Source organism: Streptosporangium sp. 'caverna', from assembly GCF_003203775.1.
Lineage (GTDB): Bacteria > Actinomycetota > Actinomycetes > Streptosporangiales > Streptosporangiaceae > Streptosporangium > Streptosporangium subroseum.
The window spans coordinates 3,590,726-3,609,488 of record NZ_CP029711.1; the positions used below are offsets into that span (position 1 = coordinate 3,590,726).

Below are 18,763 nucleotides of genomic sequence, written 5' to 3' on the forward strand. Positions count from 1 at the left end.
GGACAATGTGTGGCATGGTGATGCGGCCATTCATCGATGTTTACAGAGCCGTGTTTCTCCTGGTTGTGGAATCGTTGCCAGCCTGTGTGGCCCCAGACGAACCGGGTGGGCCGATTATTGCCTGGTACCTGTGCGAAAAGCAGGGGCTAACGGTAACTATGTGCTGTGGGTTTCAGCTGTCAGCGTCACGATCACGACGGCGAAGATAACGCTCGAACTCCGCGGCGATGGCGTCGCCGCTCGCCTCCGGCAGCTCGGCGGCGTCCTTACGCTCCTCCAGCTCCTTGACGTATTCCGCCACTTCGCTGTCCTGCGAGGCCAGCTCGTCCACGCCGTGCTCCCAGGCCCTGGACTCCTCGGCCAGCTCGCCCAGCGGCATCGGGATGTCGAGGAGGTCTTCCATCCGGCTCAGCAGCGCCATGGTGGCCTTGGGATTGGGCGGCTGGGCCACGTAGTGCGGGACCGACGCCCACAGCGACACCGCGTGCATCCCGGCTTCTCCGAGGGCGTGCTGGAGCACGCCGACGATGCCGGTCGGCCCCTCGTAGCGGGTCAGCTCCAGGTTGATCGCCCGGGCCATGCCCTCGTCGGTCGCCGAACCCACGATCGGCACCGGCCGGGTGTGCGGGGAGTCGTTGAGCAGCGCGCCCAGCAGGACCGCCAGCTCCACTCCCAGCTCCCGGCAGACCCCGACGATCTCCTCGCAGAACGCGCGCCACCGCATGTTGGGCTCGATGCCGCGCAGCAGTACGACGTCGCGGTCGATGCCCGGCGGCCGGGCCACCGACAGCTTGGTGGTCGGCCAGGTGATGGACCTGGTCAGGCCCTCGCCCATCTCGACGATGGGTCGCGTCACCTGGAAGTCGTAGTATTCCTCCGGGTCGAGGGAGACCAGCGGGGTGGCCTTCCACTCGTCCTCGAGATGCGCGATCACTCCGCTCGAGGCCTCGCCCGCGTCGTTCCACCCCTCGAACGCGGCGATCAGCACCGGGTCGACGAGCTCGGGTAGACCTTCGATTTCGATCACGCGCCGCCTCCTCTTTGCCTCGCCGTCCTATTCGGCTAAGCCTATGCGGTGAGGGGGGCTCCACGTCACCTTCCCGAGGCGGTACGAACGATCAGCACGTCGCGGACCGCGCGCCGGGAGACGGGCGAGAGGCCGAGCGCGCCGGACAAGGCCCAAAGAGCCTGAGGAGGCGGCGATGGAGCCGCCGGCGGCGACGAAGAACGACGAGGAACGGCGCGATACGCGGAGCGGGGCCGGCGTGCTGGGCGCGGTGGCCGGTGAGGTGGAAGTGACCCGTGCGGCGAGTGAGAAGCGGTGGGATGGAGCAGGTCCGGCCGTTGACGAGCGGGGCGGGAGTGGCCCGTGCGGCGGATGAGAAACGGCGAGACGGAGATGAAATGGAGCGGGTCGGGCATCGGTCCGTGAGGTGGGAGTGGCCCGAGCGGGCGACGGGATGGAACGGGTCCGGCGTGGTGAGCGCGGTGGCGGGCGCCCGATGACGTTGTCATCGGGTGTCTCGCGAAGGCGGGCGGGCCTATTGGACAGGCCGTCCAGTCGCGGCCTTGGAGAATAAGGTTTGAACTGTTCCCAGTAGGCTTGGGCCCATGACAAGCACTCCGTCTTTCCGTGATGTCCTGGCCGAGCGCGTGATGGTCGCCGACGGGGCCATGGGGACGATGCTGCAGGCCCATGACGTCACCATGGATGACTTCGAGGACCACGAGGGCTGTAACGAGGTCCTCAACGTCACGCGCCCCGACATCGTCCGCGCCGTGCACGACGCCTACTTCGAGGTCGGCGTCGACTGCGTGGAGACCAACACCTTCGGCGCCAACCTCGCGGCCCTGGGGGAGTACGACATCTCCGAGCGGGTCTTCGAATACTCCGAGGCCGGAGCCCGGGTCGCCAGGGAGTCCGCCGACCACTGGTCGACCCCGGACCGGCCGCGTTTCGTGCTGGGTTCCATCGGGCCGGGCACCAAGCTCCCCACGCTGGGGCACAAGCCGTACCAGACGCTGCGCGACTCCTACTACGACAACGCGGCCGGCCTGATCGCCGGGGGCGCCGACGCGTTGATCATCGAGACCTCGCAGGACCTGCTCCAGGTCAAGGCCGCCGTGATCGGCTCCAAGCGGGCCATCGCCGACGCCGGCCGGGACGTGCCGATCATCGCGCAGGTGACGATCGAGACCAACGGCGCGATGCTGCTGGGCTCGGAGATCGGCGCGGCGCTGACCGCGATCGAGCCGCTCGGCGTCGACGTGATCGGCCTCAACTGCGCGACCGGCCCCGCCGAGATGAGCGAGCACCTTCGCTACCTCGCCCGCCACGCGCGCGTGCGCCTGTCGTGCATGCCCAACGCCGGGCTGCCGGTGCTGACCTCCGACGGCGCCTACTACCCGCTCAGCCCCCAGGAGCTGGCCTCCGCCCACGAGACCTTCGCCCGCGACTACGGGCTGTCGCTGGTCGGCGGGTGCTGCGGCACCACTCCCGAGCACCTGCGCCAGGTGGTGGAGCGGGTGCGCGGCCAGGAGGTCGTGGCGCGCCGCCCGCGGCCCGAGGCTGCCGCGGCCTCGCTCTACCAGAGCGTCCCCTTCCGCCAGGACACCTCCTACCTCGCCATCGGCGAGCGCACCAACGCCAACGGTTCCAAGGCGTTCCGCGAGGTGATGCTGGCGCAGAACTGGGAGGAGTGCGTGGAGATCGCGCGGGCGCAGGCCCGCGACGGCGCGCACATGCTCGACCTGTGCATCGACTACGTCGGGCGCGACGGGGTGGCCGACATGAAGGAGCTGGCGTTCCGCTTCGCCACCGCCTCCACGCTGCCGATCGTGCTGGACTCCACCGAGCCCCCCGTCCTGGAGGCGGGCCTGCAGATGCTCGGCGGCCGCGCGGTGGTCAACTCGGTCAACTACGAGGACGGCGCCGGCCCCGACTCGCGCTTCCACAAGATCATGACGCTGGTGCGCGAGTACGGCGCGGCCGTGATCGCGCTGACCATCGACGAGGAGGGCCAGGCCCGTACGGCCGACTGGAAGGTCCGGGTGGCCAGCCGGCTGATCGAGGACCTGCGGGACAACTGGGGCATGCACGTCGAGGACATCCTCGTCGACACCCTCACCTTCCCGATCGCCACCGGCCAGGAGGAGACCCGCCGCGACGGCCTGGAGACGATCGAGGCGATCGCCGAGCTCAAGCGGCGCTACCCGGGCGTGCAGACGGTGCTGGGACTGTCCAACATCTCCTTCGGCCTCAACCCGGCCGCCCGCATCGTGCTCAACAGCGTGTTCCTGAACGAATGCGTCAACGCGGGCCTGGACGCGGCCATCGTGCACGCCTCCAAGATCCTGCCGATGGCGCGCATCCCCGAGGAGCAGCGCCAGGTCGCCCTGGACATGGTCTACGACCGGCGTCGCGAGGGCTACGACCCGCTGCAGCGATTCATGGAGCTGTACGAAGGCGTGGACGCCGCCTCGGTCAAGGCGGACCGGGCCGCGGAGCTCCTCGGCCTGCCCCTGTGGGAGCGGCTCAAGCGCCGGATCGTTGACGGTGAGCGCAAGGGCCTGGAGGCCGATCTCGAGGAGGCGCTGGCGCAGCGCCCGGCCCTGGAGATCGTCAACGACGTGCTGCTCGACGGTATGAAGACCGTCGGTGAGCTGTTCGGCTCCGGCCAGATGCAGCTGCCGTTCGTGCTCCAGTCGGCCGAGGTGATGAAGACCTCGGTGGCGTATCTGGAGCCGCACATGGACCGCGTCGAGGGGGAGATCAAGGGCCGCATCGTGCTGGCCACCGTCAAGGGCGACGTGCACGACATCGGCAAGAACCTCGTCGACATCATCCTGTCCAACAACGGCTACGAGGTGGTCAACCTCGGGATCAAGCAGCCGGTGTCGGTCATCCTGGACGCGGCCGAGGAGAAGCAGGCCGATGTGATCGGCATGTCCGGGCTGCTGGTGAAGTCCACCGTGATCATGAAGGAGAACCTGCAGGAGATGAACTCCCGCAACATCTCCGACAAGTTCCCGGTGCTGCTCGGCGGGGCCGCGCTGACCCGCGCCTACGTCGAGCAGGACCTCGCGGAGATCTTCCAGGGGGAGGTCCGCTACGCCCGCGACGCCTTCGAGGGGCTGCGACTGATGGACGCCTTCATGGCGGTCAAGCGCGGCGAGGAGGGCGCGAGCCTTCCGCCGCTGCGCGAGCGCCGGGTCAAGGTCGGCGCGACGCTGGTCAGGACCCCGGAGGAGGAGCTGCCCGCCCGCTCCGACGTCGCCGCGGACAACCCCATCCCGAAGGCCCCCTTCCTGGGGGAGCGCGTCATCAAGGGTGTCTCGCTCGCCGAATACTCCGCGTTCCTGGACGAGCGGGCGACGTTCATGGGCCAGTGGGGTCTCAAGGCAGCGCGCGGGGGCGAGGGGCCCTCCTACGAGGAGCTGGTCGAGACCGAGGGCCGGCCGCGCCTGCGGATGTGGCTGGAGCGGATGCAGACCGAGGGCCTGCTGGAGGCGGCGGTCGTCTACGGCTACTTCCCGTGCGTCAGCGACGGCGACTCGCTGATCATCCTGGACGACGCGGGCAACGAGCGGACCCGGTTCACCTTCCCGCGCCAGCGCCGCGACCGGCACCTGTGCCTGTCCGACTTCTTCCGTTCCAAGGACTCCGGTGAGGTCGACGTGGTCGCCTTCCAGGTCGCCACGATGGGCAACAAGGTCTCCGAGGCCGCCGCCGAGCTGTTCGCCAAGGACGCCTACCGCGACTACCTGGAGCTGCACGGCCTGTCGGTCCAGCTCACCGAGGCGCTGGCCGAATACTGGCACGCGCGGGTCCGCGGCGAGCTCGGCATCGGCGGCGAGGAGTCGCTGGAGGACATGTTGAAGGTCAACATCGCCGGCTGCCGCTACTCCTTCGGCTACCCCGCCTGCCCCAACCTGGAGGACCAGGTCCAGCTGATGGAGCTGATCGATCCGGGCCGGATCGGCGTGGAGCTGTCGGAGGAGTTCCAGCTCCACCCCGAGCAGTCGACCTCCGCACTGATCGTCCACCATCCCGAAGCCAGCTACTTCAACGTCTGACGTCCACGTCCGCACGACCAGAGGGGTTTCGGGGGGAATGGACGCTGTCCTTTTTGACATGGACGGACTTCTCGTGGACAGCGAGAAGATCTGGTTTCAGGTCGAGACCGAGGTGATGGAACGGCTCGGCGGCGACTGGGGGCCCGACGACCAGGAGCATCTGGTGGGCGGCTCCATGGCCGTCACCGTCGCCTACATGCTCAAGGTCTCCGACGGGGGCGCCGAGCCTGCGGAGGTGGCGGCCTGGATGCTGGAGGGCATGGTCGAGAGGCTTGCCGGCGGCGTGGAGATGATGCCCGGCGCCGCCGAGCTGCTGGAGGAGGTACGGCAGGCGGGCCTGGCCACCGCCCTGGTCACCTCCTCGATCCGGCCGATCGCCGAAGCCTGCCTGGAGAGTATCGGCAGGCACAACTTCGACCACGTGGTGACCGGCGACGAGGTGGCGAGGACCAAGCCCGATCCGGAGCCGTACCTCACGGCCGCCCGGCTGCTGGGCGTCCGGGCCGACCGCTGCGTCGCGCTGGAGGACTCCCCGAACGGGGTGACCTCGGCCACCGCCGCGGGCTGCCGGGTGGTGGCGGTGCCGAGCGTGCTGCCGATTCCCGTCGCACCGGGCCGTCTCGTCGTGGGCTCCCTGCGCGAGGTCGACGTCGCGGTCCTGCGGGCGCTCTCCCGTGGCGAGCGGTGATCGGGGTCGACCCTTAGGGGATGATCCCTCCTTAGGGAGGAGGATCTAGCTCGATTCGGCGTGCCAGGATGGATGAGGTAAGCCGATACGAGGGACGGTCCGCTATGTCGTTCAGCCAGATCGCATGGTTGCCGCTCTGTGCCGGGGTCACCGGTGTGGGGCTGGTACTGAGTTTCCTGTTACTGCGCCGCCGGGGGGCCGCCGCGGGACTGCGCGGCGCGGCCTGGTCGCTGCTGCCGCTCGCGGCCTACCTGACCGGTGCGCTGCCCACCGTATGGCAGATCGGCACGGCGATCGCCGGCTTCTTCACGGGCCTGGCGTTCAACCCCACCGTGTGGGCCGGAGTGGCCGTGACCGGCCTCTCCGTGGTGCTCTTCCTGGTCTCCGGGGTGCTGCGCGGCCGCCGCAGAGCCGCCGCACCCGCGGCCTCGGAAACGCCGGCGGTGAGCACCCCGGCGGGGCGGGGCAAGCCTCTGGCGCCGGGTGGGTCCGCACGGCAGCCGGAGCAGCAGCGTAAGACGGCCCCCGCCGCCAAGCCGACCGCCAAGCCCGCGGCGAAGCCGGCCGCCGAAGATGACTTCTCCGACGTCGAGGACATCCTTAAGCGCCACGGCATCGGATGACCCCACATGTCATAGATCGGATGATTTTCGGGGCCAAAGGGGCGAATGAGACGAGATATCACTCTGAGTCATCGATCTCTGGAATGTCACGAATCCGAGACGGAAGCGGAACGGGGCCGGGACATTTGCTTCAAGATCAAAACGAATGAATTTCACGTGAATCACAGTTAAGCCACATAGCGCCCTAAAGGACTGGTCGGCGCAGATCAGCCCATAGATTCTGCGTCTACGGACCACTCAGAAGTGGCCCGTAGACTTCAGGGCGCGAGACCCCGACCCGGGGGACGTGCTCACGGACAACGTCGTCTGGGATCCAGGGGGCCACTGTATGACCGCACCGCTCGATGTCTCCGGCCAGGCCATGGAGGCCCAGCCGGAGGCTGTTCTTGAAGGTGTGGGCGGGAAGGCCATCGAAGGCCGTTCGCTCGGCCAGATCGCTTGGATACGCCTCAAACGCGATAAAGCCGCCATCATCGGCGCTTTCGTCGTTGTCTTCCTGACGCTGATCGCGATTTTCGCGGAGCGTCCGTTCGGCGGGTTGATCGCGCTCTTCGGTGACCTGCCCAACATTCCCCACAACAACCTCATCGACCCGATGACCAGCGCGCCGAAGGCCGCATGGGGTGGGATCGGTCTTGAGCACCCGTTCGGCCTGGAGCCGGTCAACGGGCGCGACCTCTTCGCCCGCGTCCTGTCGGGTGCCCAGATCTCACTGCTCGTGGCATTCCTCGCCACGCTGGTTTCGGTGGTGATCGGTGCGCTGCTGGGCGTGGTCGCCGGGTTCTTCGGCGGCTGGGTCGACGCACTCATCAGCCGGTTGATGGACGTCTTCCTGGCGTTCCCGCTGCTGCTGTTCGCGATCGCCATCGTGGGCGCGCTGCCCGACCAGGCGCTCGGGCTGAAGGGCAACGGCCTGCGGATCTCGGTGATCGTGTTCATCATCGGCTTCTTCAGCTGGCCGTACATCGCGCGCATCGTGCGCGGGCAGACCCTGTCGCTGCGCGAGCGGGAGTTCGTGGACGCGGCGCGGTCGCTGGGAGCGGGCAACGGCTACATCATCTTCCGGGAGGTCCTCCCGAACCTGGTGGCGCCGATCCTCGTCTACTCGACGCTGCTCATCCCCACCAACATCCTCTTCGAGGCCTCTCTGTCGTTCCTCGGCGTGGGGGTGAACGAGCCCCAGGCCTCCTGGGGCGGCATGCTCACCCGGGCCGTGGACTACTACCAGATCGCCCCGCACTTCATGATTGTCCCGGGCCTAGCGATCTTCATCACCGTCATGGCCTTCAACCTGCTGGGCGACGGGCTCCGGGACGCCCTCGACCCGCGAGCCCGGTAGCGAAAACGCGACCGCTCCTCTATATCACCGTCACTCACGACAAGGGGTACACCACCACGATGAGGAAGATCAACGTCCTGACGTTAGCCGCGATGGGCACGACGCTGGCCATGGGCCTCGCCGCCTGCGGCGGCACGGCCGGCGGCGGCGGCAACGCGACCTCCGGGAGCGGTGCCAGCGGCGCTGCGGCCTCCACCGCCAAGTACAACGACGCCTACACCAAGGTCGTCAACCCCTCTGACGCCAAGGGCGGCACGCTCAAGTTCGCGCTGACGGACGAGCCCGACTCGGTGGACCCGGGCAACACGTACTACGCCTGGAACTGGAACTTCACGCGCCTGTACGCGCGCCCGCTGCTGACCTACGCCGCCGAGCCCGGCCCCGCGGGCCTGAAGCTGGTCTCGGACCTCGCCGAGGGCCCCGGTGAGGCCAGCGCCGATGGCCTTACCTGGACGTACAAGCTCAAGAAGGGCATCAAGTACGACGACGGCACCGAGGTCAAGGCCGCGGACGTCAAGTACGCCGTCGCCCGCAGCAACTTCACCGACGAGCTCACCGACGGTCCGAAGTACTTCGCCCAGTACCTCGACGCCGATGGCTACAAGGGTCCGTACAAGGACAAGAACCTCGACGACTTCAAGGGCATCGAGACGCCGGACGACTACACCATCGTCTTCAAGCTCAAGCACCCGTTCGCCGAGTTCGACTTCCTCGTCGCCAACCCGCAGACCGCGCCGGTGCCGCAGGCCAAGGACACGGGCGTCGACTACGAGAAGACCGTCGCCTCGACCGGTCCCTACAAGTTCGAGAGCTACGAGGTCGGCAAGCAGCTCAACCTCGTCAAGAACACGAACTGGGACCAGTCGACCGACACCACCCGCAAGCAGCTGCCGGACCGCATCGAGGTGCAGTACAAGCAGAACGCCGAGGACATCGACAGCCGCCTGCTCGCCGGGCAGATCCAGGTCGACCTGGGCGGCACCGGTGTGCAGACCGCGGCTCGCGCGAAGATCGTCGGTGACCCCAAGCTGAAGGACTCCACCGACAACCCCTTCACGCCGTTCAACCGCTACGCGATGATGTCGACCCAGGTCAAGCCGTTCGACAACATCGAGTGCCGCAAGGCCGTCCAGTACGCCACCGACAAGGTCGCCACCCAGGCGCCGTGGGGCGGCCCGCTCGGCGGCGAGATCGGCACCACCGCGATGACCCCGACCACGGTCGGCTACAAGGCGTTCGACCTGTTCCCCAACGGCGCGGACCACACGGGCGACCTGGCCAAGGCCAAGGAGGCCCTGACGGCCTGCGGCCAGCCGAACGGCTTCGAGACCAACATCGCGGTCCGTGGTGACCGCACCAAGGAAGTCCAGGTCGCCGAGGCCATGCAGGCCTCCCTCGACCGGGTCGGCATCAAGCTCACCATCAAGAAGTACCCCTCGGGTGACTGGAGCTCGCAGTACGCCGGCAAGCCGGACTTCGTGCACAAGAACAACCTGGGCATCATGGTCGCAGGCTGGGGCTCCGACTGGCCGTCCGGCTTCGGTTTCCTGTCGCAGATCGTCGACGGTCGCTTCATCAAGGACTCCGGCAACTACAACATGATGGAGCTCAACGACAAGTCGGTGAACGACCTGCTCGACAAGGGCATCCAGACCACCGACGCCACGGCCCGTAACGAGATCTGGGCCGAGGTGGACCAGAAGGTCATGGAGTCGGCGGCGTTCCTGCCGTTCGTCTACGAGAAGACGCTCATCTACCGTCCCTCGACCCTGACCAACGTGTATGTGCACCCGGCCTACGGCATGTACGACTACACGTGGCTCGGTGTCCAGCAGTAGTTCTTCCTCCAGCTAGCCAAAGGCAGGTGAAGGCCTAAGGTGCCCGGGAGCGATCCTCCCGGGCACCCCGGCCGAACGATCGTGGTCGCTTTCATCGTCCGCCGCGTGATCGCCGCCGTGCTGATGCTCGCCGTTGTCAGCGCGGCCACCTTCGCGATCTTCTTTCTCATCCCGCGTGCCCTGGGACAGACCCCCGAAGGCATGGCGTCGCGTTACGTGGGGCGAGACGCCACTCCCGAGGCGATCCAGGGCGCGGTCAAGCGAATGCACCTGGACGACCCGATCCTCGTGCAGTACGGACGCTTCGCGCAGGGCATCGTCGCGGGTCAGGACTACTCGCTCGGCCCGAAGAAGGCGGAGTGCCCGGCGCCCTGCTTCGGTTTCTCCTTCAACAACAACCAGCCCGTCTGGCCGACGCTTCTCGACCGCCTGCCCGCGACGCTGTCGCTGGCCTTCGGCGCCGCGATCATCTGGCTGATCAGCGGGGTCGGCATCGGCGTCATCTCCGCGCTGAGACGTGGCACGTTACTCGACCGGACGGCGATGACGGTGGCGCTCGCGGGCGTGTCGCTGCCGATCTACTTCACCGGCCTGGTCTCGCTCTCGGTGTTCGCCTACACGCTGGGCATCTTCCCCGGCGGAGGCAGCTACACCCCCATCACCCAGAATCCGGTCATGTGGTTCCAGGCGCTCATACTGCCCTGGATCACCCTGGCGTTCCTCTACGCCGCGCTCTACGCCCGTCTCACCAGGGCGGGCATGCTGGAGACCATGAGTGAGGACTACATCCGCACGGCCCGTGCCAAGGGTCTCAAGGAGCGCACGGTCGTCGTCAAGCACGCCCTGCGCGCCACGCTGACCCCGATCCTCACCATCTTCGGCCTCGACCTCGGCCTGCTGCTGGGCGGCGCGGTGCTCACCGAGAGCACCTTCTCCATCCAGGGCATCGGCAAGCTGGTCATCGACGCCATCCGGGGCAACGACCTGCCCGTCGTGCTGGGTGTGACCCTGTTCGCGGCGTTCTTCATCGTCCTGGCCAACCTCATCGTGGACATCCTGTACGCGGTGGTCGACCCGAGGGTGAGGCTGTCATGACGACTCCGCCGCAGTCCTTCCTGGAGCTGCGCGACCTGCGCATCCACTTCCCGACCGAGGACGGCCTGGTCAAGTCCGTCGACGGCCTGTCGTTCAAGCTCGACCGGGGCAAGACCCTGGGCATCGTGGGCGAGTCGGGGTCCGGCAAGAGCGTGACCAGCCTCGGCATCCTGGGGCTGCACAAGGGCGGCGGGGCCAAGATCTCGGGTGAGATCTGGCTGGACGGCGAGGAGCTCGTCAGCGCCGACCAGGACCACGTGCGGACGCTGCGCGGCAAGAAGATGGCGATGATCTTCCAGGATCCGCTGTCGTCGATGCACCCGTACTACTCCGTGGGCGCCCAGATCATCGAGGCCTACCGGATCCACCACAAGGTCAGCAAGGCGGTCGCCCGCAAGCACGCGATCGACCTGCTCGGCCGGGTGGGCATCCCGCAGCCGGACAAGCGGGTGGACGACTACCCCCACCAGTTCTCCGGCGGCATGCGCCAGCGCGCGATGATCGCCATGTCGCTCTCCTGCGACCCCGAGCTCCTGATCGCCGACGAGCCCACCACGGCTCTGGACGTGACCGTCCAGGCGCAGATCCTGGATCTGATGACGGATCTGCAGCGCGAGTTCAACTCCGCGCTGATCATCATCACCCACGACCTCGGTGTGGTCGCCGAGCTGTCGGACGACATCCTGGTGATGTACGGCGGCAAGTGCATCGAGTACGGCAGCGCCGAGGACATCTTCTATCGGCCCGAGCACCCCTACACCTGGGGTCTACTGGGATCGATGCCCCGACTGGACCGTGAGCCCACCGAGCGGCTGCTCCCGATCAAGGGCACTCCGCCCTCTCTGATCAATGTGCCGTCCGGCTGCGCCTTCAACCCCCGGTGCGCGTTCGCCGGCCGGACCGAGGGCAGGGCCACCTCGGAGGTGCCCGAGCTCGCGGAGACGGAAGGCGGCCACCTGGTCCGCTGCCACATGCCCCGCGAGGAGCGGCGGTCCATCTGGGACAACGAGATCAAGCCGATGATGGAGAGCACGTGAGCGAGCCAATGAGCAGCACCCCCGAGGGCGCGCGACCCGCGAAGGAGGAGGCGTGAGCTCGCCTGAGGAGAGGGACGCCGTGATCGCGGCCGACCCCGACGCGCTGCTGTCCGTCCAGGGGCTGCAGAAGCACTTCCCGGTGACCAAGGGCCTGCTCCGACGCCAGGTCGGCGCCGTCAAGGCGGTCGACGGGGTCACCTTCGACGTCCGCAAGGGCGAGACGCTCGGCCTCGTGGGCGAGTCGGGCTGCGGCAAGAGCACCACGGGACGCCTGGTCACCCGGCTGCTGGAGCCGACGGGGGGCAAGGTCCTGTTCGAGGGCCACGACATCACCCACATGTCCCAGGCGAATATCCGCCCGCTCCGCCGCGACATGCAGATGATCTTCCAGGATCCCTACTCCTCGCTCAACCCCCGGCACACGGTCGGCGCCATCGTCGGCGCGCCGTACCGGATCCAGGGCATCAAGACGGAGCAGGGCACCAAGAAGGCGGTCCAGGAGATCCTGGAGCTGGTCGGGCTCAACCCCGAGCACTACAACCGCTATCCGCACGAGTTCTCCGGCGGCCAGCGCCAGCGCATCGGCATCGCCCGCACGCTGACGCTCAAGCCCAAGCTCATCATCGCGGACGAGCCGGTCTCCGCCCTGGACGTGTCGATCCAGGCCCAGGTGGTCAACCTGATGGCGGACCTGCAGAAAGAGCTCGACCTGACCTACGTCATCGTCGCGCACGACCTGTCGGTCATCCGGCACATCAGCGACCGGGTCGCGGTCATGTATCTCGGCAAGATCGTCGAGCTGGCGGACCGCAAGGACCTGTACGAGTCGCCCATGCACCCGTACACCACCGCCCTGATGTCCGCGGTGCCGGTCCCCGATCCGGCCCGTCGCAAGGACCGCGAGCGCATCCGCCTCCAGGGTGACGTGCCCAGCCCGCTCAACCCGCCGGTCGCCTGCCGGTTCCACACCCGGTGCTGGAAGGCCCAGGAGATCTGCAAGACGGTGGAGCCGCCGCTGGTCGAGCTGGCCCCCCGTCACCAGGTCGCCTGCCACTTCCCGGAGAACGCCCCCGGGTCGGCGCCGGTGGCCGCCGGGACGATCACCGTCTGAGTATCCGGCGAACGCCTGTCCCGTACGGCATGCCGTACAGGGCAGGCGTTCTCGCGTTTGAGACGTTTCGTTGCCACCCTTGACGGTCGACTGTCACATTTGCGCTACAGCCTCTCGCCGGGACTGGTCAGCCCTGCCCGCCACGTAGATCCTGCGATCATCAGAAGTCCGCACGACGGCCGCGTCTGGGCCGCAAAACGGCGATGAGGTGCAGCATGCGACGAAACGGTATGCCCCTGCGCGGTACGTTGGCGGTGGTCGTGGGCGCGGTCCTGATCATCTCGACGGCGGCCTGTGGCGGTGACGCGGAACCGGGGGCCACCGCGACCGATGCGGCGAAGGGCTCGACCTTCATTTTCGCCTCCTCGGCGGATCCCAGCATCCTTGATCCGGCCTACCACAGCGACGGTGAGTCGTCCCGGGTGACCAACCAGATCTTCGAGACGCTCGTGACGACCGAGAAGGGCGGCACCGGGGTCGCGCCCAGCCTGGCGGAGAGCTGGGAGGTCAGCGAGGACGCCAAGACCTACACCTTCAAGCTGCACCAGGGAGTGAAGTTCCACGACGGCGAGGCCTTCAACGCCGCCGCGGTCTGCGCCAACTTCGAGCGCTGGTACAACTTCACCGGACTGTCGCAGTCGGACTCGGTCTCCTACTACTGGGTGACGGTGTTCCGGGGCTTCGCCAAGAACGAGTCCGACACCCTCGGCAAGAGCCTGTACGGCGGGTGCGCGGCCAAGGACGACAACACCGTGGAGCTCAAGCTCACCGAGCCGTCCGCCGCGGTGCTGTCGGCGCTGACGCTGTCGTCGTTCGCCATCGCCAGTCCCAAGGCGCTGAAGGACTACAAGGCCGACGAGGTGGGCGGGACCGCCGAGTCGCCGCTGTTCACCGGGACGTTCGGCACCGAGCACCCGGTCGGCACCGGGCCGTTCAAGTTCTCCTCCTGGACCCGCGGCGACAAGCTGGAGCTGGTCCGCAACGACGACTACTGGGGCGAGAAGGCCAAGCTCAGCAAGATCATATACCGGCCCATCGAGAAGGCCGCCGACCGGGCGCAGGCACTGCGCGCGGGTTCGGTCCACGCCTTCGACTACGCCGACCCGGCCGACCTGGAGTCGCTCAAGAGCGCCGGGGTGCAGGTCATCGAGCGGGCGCCGTTCAACATGGGCTACCTCGGCTTCAGCCAGAAGACGAAGATCATGCAGAACCAGAAGATCCGTCAGGCGATCGCCCACGCGATCAACCGCGAGAACGTGGTGAAGACCAAGTACGGCGCCGGCGCCAAGGTCGCCAACGCGTTCATGCCGGACAGCCTGTGGAGCTACACCGAGGACTTCGCCAAGTACGACTACAGCGTGGACAAGGCCAAGCAGCTCATCACCGAGTCCGGCGAGGCGAACCCGACGCTGGAGTTCTGCTATCCGAGCGGCGTCAGCCGCGCCTACATGGTCGACCCGGCCGGCAACTTCCAGCTGATGAAGGCCGACCTGGAGGCCGCGGGCTTCAAGGTCAACCCGAAGACCTCGCCCTGGAGCCCCGACTACCTGAACACCACCCAGGCCGGTGACTGCCCGCTCTTCATGCTCGGCTGGAACGGCGACTTCGGCGACCCCGACAACTTCCTGGGCACCTTCTTCCAGTCCTTCTCCAGCCAGTGGTCGTTCAAGAACGAGCCGATCTTCAAGGTGCTGAACGACGCCGAGCAGGAGCCGGACCAGGCCAAGCGTGAGGAGCTGTACAAGCAGGCGAACGCGCTGATCGCCGAGTTCGTCCCGGGCGTGCCGTACGCGCAGAGTCCCTCGTTCTCGGCCGCGGCCAAGAACGTCCAGGGGTGGGAGCCGAGCCCGGTGCTCAACGACGTCTTCGCCACGATCTCGCTGTCCTGACGGATGCTGAGGTTCGTCGTCAGACGACTGGCGCTACTCGTCCCGATCCTGCTGGGACTGTCGATCCTGCTGTTCCTGTGGGTCAGGGCACTGCCGGGAGGGCCCGCGGAGGCCCTCCTGGGGGAGCGGGCCACGCCGCAGGCCGTAGAGCGGGTCAGAAGGCTCTACGGCCTGGACCGGCCCTGGTACGAGCAGTACTTCACGTGGGTGGGCAACCTCCTGCGCGGAGACCTCGGTGTGTCCACCCGGACCCAGCACCCGGTCCTGGAGGAGCTGCTCCGGACCTTCCCGGCCACGATGGAGCTCGCCCTCACCGCGATGATCTTCGCGGTGGGGGTGGGCATCCCCCTCGGCTACTTCGCCGCCCGCCGTCACGGCAGCTGGCTCGACCACCTCTCGGTCGCCGGGTCGCTGTTCGGCATCACGATCCCGGTCTTCTTCCTGGGCTACATGCTCAAGTTCGTCTTCGCGGAGAAGCTCGGGATCCTGCCCACCGACGGCCGCCAGGACCCGCTGCTCGACGTCGTGCACCCGACCGGGTTCTACGTGCTGGACGGCCTGGTCAGCGGGAATCTCGAAGCCTTCACGGACGCCTTCAGGCACCTGATCCTGCCCGGGATCGCCCTCGGGACCATCCCGCTGGCGATCGTGGTGCGCATCACCCGCGCCTCGGTGCTGGACGTGCTCCACGAGGACTACGTGCGCACCGCCGAGGCCAAGGGCCTCAGACCGGCCACGATCCGGGGACGGCACGTGCTGCGCAACGCGATGCTCCCGATCATCACGATCATCGGGCTGCAGGTCGGCCTGCTGCTCGGCGGCGCGGTGCTGACCGAGACCGTCTTCGCCTTCCCCGGGTTCGGAAAGTTCATCGCCGACTCGATCATGGCCAGGGACTACGCGGTGCTGCAGGGCTTCATCCTGTTCACCGCCGTGGTCTTCGTCCTGGTGAACCTGCTGGTCGACATCGCCTACGGGCTCATCGACCCGAGGGTGAGGGTCACGTGAGCGGACACGACGCCTGGACGAGGTGGAGCGCATGAGTCTGTCCCAGGCCGAAGAGGTCCTGGCCGGAGACGCCGGAGACGGGGCCGGGGGCAGTCTCGGCAGGGACGCCTGGCGCCGGCTGCGGCGCAACCCGGTCGCGATCACGGGCGCGATCCTGGTGTTCCTGTTCGTCGCGGTCGCCCTGCTCGCCCCGTGGCTGGCGCCCTTTCCGCCGGACAAGCCGGTCGGCCAGGTCACCCCCACCTCCATCCCCGGTCCGTCCGCCGAGCACTGGTTCGGCCTCGACGACCTGGGGCGTGACGAGTTCACCCGCATCCTGTGGGGCGCCCGCTGGTCCCTGGTCATCGGCGTGGTCTCGCTATTGCTCGGCATGACGGGCGGCCTGCTGCTCGGCCTGCTCGCGGGGGCCTTCGGCGGGGTGGTCGACACCGTCGTGATGCGTTTCGTCGACATGGTGCTGGCGATCCCCGGCCTGCTGTTCGCCATCGGCGTCGCCGCCATGCTGGGGTCGGGGCTGGAAGCCGTGATGATCGCCATCGCGGTGGTGAACGTACCGATCTTCGCCCGGTTGCTGCGCGGCCAGATGCTGGCCCAGCGCCAGTCCGACTACGTGCTGGCGGCCACGTCGGTCGGGGTGCGACGGCGCCGGATCGTGCTCGGCCACATCCTGCCCAACTCGCTGACCCCGGTCATCGTGCAGGGCACCCTCACCCTCGCCACCGCCATCGTGGACGCGGCCGGTCTGGCCTTCCTGGGCCTGTCCAGCAACGACCCCAGCATCCCAGAATGGGGCCGGATGCTGGCCGACACCCAGCGCTACCTGTCCAGCGCGCCGCTGCTCGCGGTCTTCCCCGGACTGGCCATCATCTTCGCCGCACTCGGCTTCACCCTGCTGGGGGAGTCGCTGCGCGAGGCCCTCGACCCCAAGTACCGGCGGTGACGAGTGAGTCTGCTCAAAGTCGAAGAGCTCAGCGTGGTCTTCCGCCAGCGAGGCCGCGAGGACGTGCGCGCCGTGGACGGCGTCAGTTTCTCCGTGGCCCCCGGCGAGACCGTCGGCCTGGTCGGGGAGTCGGGCTGCGGCAAGTCCGTCACCTCCCTCGCCGTCATGGGGCTGCTGCCCAGGCGCGGCGTGCTGGTGGAGGGGAGCATCGCCTTCGACGGAACCGAACTGCTCACCCTGCCCGCCGACAAACTGCGCACCCTGCGCGGCAGGGACATGGCCATCGTCTTCCAGGACCCGATGAGCTCGCTCAACCCGGTCGTGCCCATCGGGGTCCAGGTGACCGAGGTGCTCGTACGGCACCGCGGCCTGAGCTCGGGGGAGGCGCGGGCCGAGGCGGCCGAGCTACTGCGCCGGGTGGGCATACCCGACCCCGCAAGGAGGCTGAGGGAGTATCCCCACCAGCTCTCGGGAGGCATGCGCCAGCGCGCGCTGATCGCGGCGGCGCTGGCCTGCAGCCCCCGGCTGCTCATCGCCGACGAGCCCACCACCGCGCTGGACGTCACCATCCAGGCGCAGATCCTCGAACTGCTCAAGGGACTGGTCGCCGACACCGGAACCGCGCTGGTCCTGATCACGCACGACCTGGGGGTGGTCGCCGGAATGTGCGACACCGTCCACGTGATGTACTCCGGCCGGATCGTCGAGCGGGCGTCCCGGCACGAGCTCTTCGCGAGCCCTCGCCATCCCTACACCGCCGGCCTGCTCGCCTCCGTGCCCCGGCTCGACCGGCCGCGCGGCGAGCGGCTGGAGCCCATCCAGGGCTCCCCGCGCGACACCCTCCCGTGGTCGCGGGGATGCGCGTTCGCCCCCCGCTGCCGTAATCGCGTCGACGAGTGCGCCCGGGCGGCGCCGGAGCTGTACGGCGGCTCGCACAGCCTGCGCTGCTTCAATCCGATCGAGGCCAAGGCGGTCAACCGATGAGCTCCGAGCCGTTGCTGTCGATCCGCGGGCTGAAGGTGCACTTCCCGGTCAAGAAGGGCGTGCTGTTGCAGCGGGTCGTCGGCCAGGTCAGGGCCGTCGACGGCGTCGACCTCGACGTGGGGCAGGGCATGACCTACGGCCTGGTGGGGGAGTCGGGCTGCGGCAAGAGCACGCTCGGCAAGGCCGTGCTGAGACTGGTGGAGCCCACGGCCGGGACCGTCGTGTTCGACGGCGTGGACGTCGGGGCGCAGAGCCCCGAGCAGACCCGCCTGCTCCGGCGGCACATGCAGATGGTCTTCCAGGATCCGTTCGCCAGCCTCGATCCCCGCCAGAGCGTGGAGTCGGTGCTCACCGAACCGCTTCGGACCCACGGCTTCACCGGGGACGGCTCCAAGCGGGTGCGGGAGCTGCTCGACATCGTGGGGCTTCCCGCCGGAGCCGCGAGACGCTACCCCCACGAGTTCTCCGGCGGCCAGCGCCAGCGCGTCGGCATCGCCAGGGCCATCGCGCTCAACCCCCGCCTGATCATCGCCGACGAGCCGGTCTCCGCGCTGGACGTCTCGATCCAGGCGCAGATCGTGAACCTGCTGGAGGACCTGCAGGAGCAGCTGGGTCTCACCTACGTCGTGGTCGCCCACGACCTGGCGGTGGTGCGTCACGTCAGCGACGTGATCGGCGTGATGTATCTCGGCGCGCTGGTGGAGGAGTCTCCCTCCGACGAGCTGTACGCCGAGCCGCTCCACCCCTACACGATCGCGCTGATGTCGGCGATTCCGATCCCGGACCCCGAGGTCGAGGAGCGCAGGCAGCGGATCCTGCTCACCGGGGACCTGCCGTCTCCGGTGAACATCCCGCCCGGCTGCCGGTTCCACACCCGCTGCCCGTTCCGGCAGCCGACGCGCTGCGCCGACGAGGAGCCCGGGCTCCGGGAGGCGCGCCCCGGCCGCAAGGTCGCCTGTCACTGGGTCGAGGAGATCGCGGCGGGCCGCATCCGGGCCGCCGCCAGCGCCCACGACCCCACCGCCACCGAGGTCGGCGTCCCCGTCACCTGACGGGGCGTCACCGGGCCGGGCGGACCCGGTGCCCGGCGGCCGCCGACGAGTGAGTGCCTCCGTCGTCCGGACCGGTCATGAGT

The 18,763-nt window shown here is 68.2% G+C and carries 14 protein-coding genes; 13 read left to right on the forward strand and 1 reads right to left on the reverse strand.

The features are described from left to right. Nucleotides 1-172 precede the first annotated feature (172 nt). Complete coding sequence (locus tag DKM19_RS15815; protein ID WP_110696341.1) at nucleotides 173-1,027, reverse strand: PAC2 family protein; 855 nt, start codon at nucleotides 1,025-1,027, stop codon at nucleotides 173-175. 584 nt (nucleotides 1,028-1,611) lie between these two features. Here DKM19_RS15815 and metH point away from each other — a divergent pair. From metH to DKM19_RS15880, 13 genes are all read left to right on the forward strand, one after another. After that, nucleotides 1,612-5,076 (forward strand): methionine synthase, encoded by a 3,465-nt coding sequence (metH, locus tag DKM19_RS15820; RefSeq protein ID WP_110696342.1) that lies wholly within the window; start codon nucleotides 1,612-1,614, stop codon nucleotides 5,074-5,076. A gap of 37 nt (nucleotides 5,077-5,113) precedes the next feature. After that, entirely contained in the window at nucleotides 5,114-5,764 is a 651-nt protein-coding gene (locus DKM19_RS15825) for an HAD family phosphatase (protein WP_110696343.1), read from the forward strand. A gap of 104 nt (nucleotides 5,765-5,868) precedes the next feature. Then, nucleotides 5,869-6,387 carry a cellulose synthase gene (locus DKM19_RS15830; RefSeq protein WP_110696344.1) on the forward strand — a complete coding sequence of 173 codons (519 nt, stop codon included), beginning with the start codon at nucleotides 5,869-5,871 and terminating at the stop codon, nucleotides 6,385-6,387. Between the two features lie 328 nt (nucleotides 6,388-6,715). Beyond that, nucleotides 6,716-7,726 carry an ABC transporter permease gene (locus DKM19_RS15835; protein ID WP_110696345.1) on the forward strand — a complete coding sequence of 337 codons (1,011 nt, stop codon included), beginning with the start codon at nucleotides 6,716-6,718 and terminating at the stop codon, nucleotides 7,724-7,726. 59 nt (nucleotides 7,727-7,785) lie between these two features. Beyond that, nucleotides 7,786-9,564: an ABC transporter substrate-binding protein gene (locus DKM19_RS15840; protein ID WP_110696346.1), complete on the forward strand. Its 1,779-nt coding sequence runs from the start codon at nucleotides 7,786-7,788 to the stop codon at nucleotides 9,562-9,564. Between the two features lie 81 nt (nucleotides 9,565-9,645). Further along, nucleotides 9,646-10,659 (forward strand): ABC transporter permease, encoded by a 1,014-nt coding sequence (locus DKM19_RS15845; protein ID WP_110705748.1) that lies wholly within the window; start codon nucleotides 9,646-9,648, stop codon nucleotides 10,657-10,659. After that, nucleotides 10,656-11,696 (forward strand): ABC transporter ATP-binding protein, encoded by a 1,041-nt coding sequence (locus DKM19_RS15850; protein WP_110696347.1) that lies wholly within the window; start codon nucleotides 10,656-10,658, stop codon nucleotides 11,694-11,696. The genes DKM19_RS15845 and DKM19_RS15850 overlap by 4 nt, the downstream gene beginning before the upstream one ends. 52 nt (nucleotides 11,697-11,748) lie before the next feature. Beyond that, complete coding sequence (locus tag DKM19_RS15855) at nucleotides 11,749-12,807, forward strand: ABC transporter ATP-binding protein (protein ID WP_110696348.1); 1,059 nt, start codon at nucleotides 11,749-11,751, stop codon at nucleotides 12,805-12,807. Nucleotides 12,808-13,022: 215 nt separating this feature from the next. Next, complete coding sequence (locus DKM19_RS15860) at nucleotides 13,023-14,696, forward strand: ABC transporter substrate-binding protein (protein WP_162641529.1); 1,674 nt, start codon at nucleotides 13,023-13,025, stop codon at nucleotides 14,694-14,696. 3 nt (nucleotides 14,697-14,699) lie between these two features. Further along, complete coding sequence (locus DKM19_RS15865; RefSeq protein ID WP_110696350.1) at nucleotides 14,700-15,704, forward strand: ABC transporter permease; 1,005 nt, start codon at nucleotides 14,700-14,702, stop codon at nucleotides 15,702-15,704. Nucleotides 15,705-15,735: 31 nt separating this feature from the next. Continuing rightward, entirely contained in the window at nucleotides 15,736-16,644 is a 909-nt protein-coding gene (locus DKM19_RS15870) for an ABC transporter permease (RefSeq protein ID WP_110696351.1), read from the forward strand. A 3-nt stretch (nucleotides 16,645-16,647) separates the two neighbouring features. Further along, nucleotides 16,648-17,628, forward strand: a complete 981-nt coding sequence (locus tag DKM19_RS15875; protein WP_110696352.1) for an ABC transporter ATP-binding protein — start codon at nucleotides 16,648-16,650, stop codon at nucleotides 17,626-17,628. Next, nucleotides 17,625-18,680: an ABC transporter ATP-binding protein gene (locus DKM19_RS15880; RefSeq protein WP_089205509.1), complete on the forward strand. Its 1,056-nt coding sequence runs from the start codon at nucleotides 17,625-17,627 to the stop codon at nucleotides 18,678-18,680. The genes DKM19_RS15875 and DKM19_RS15880 overlap by 4 nt, the downstream gene beginning before the upstream one ends. The last annotated feature ends 83 nt before the right edge of the window (nucleotides 18,681-18,763 follow it).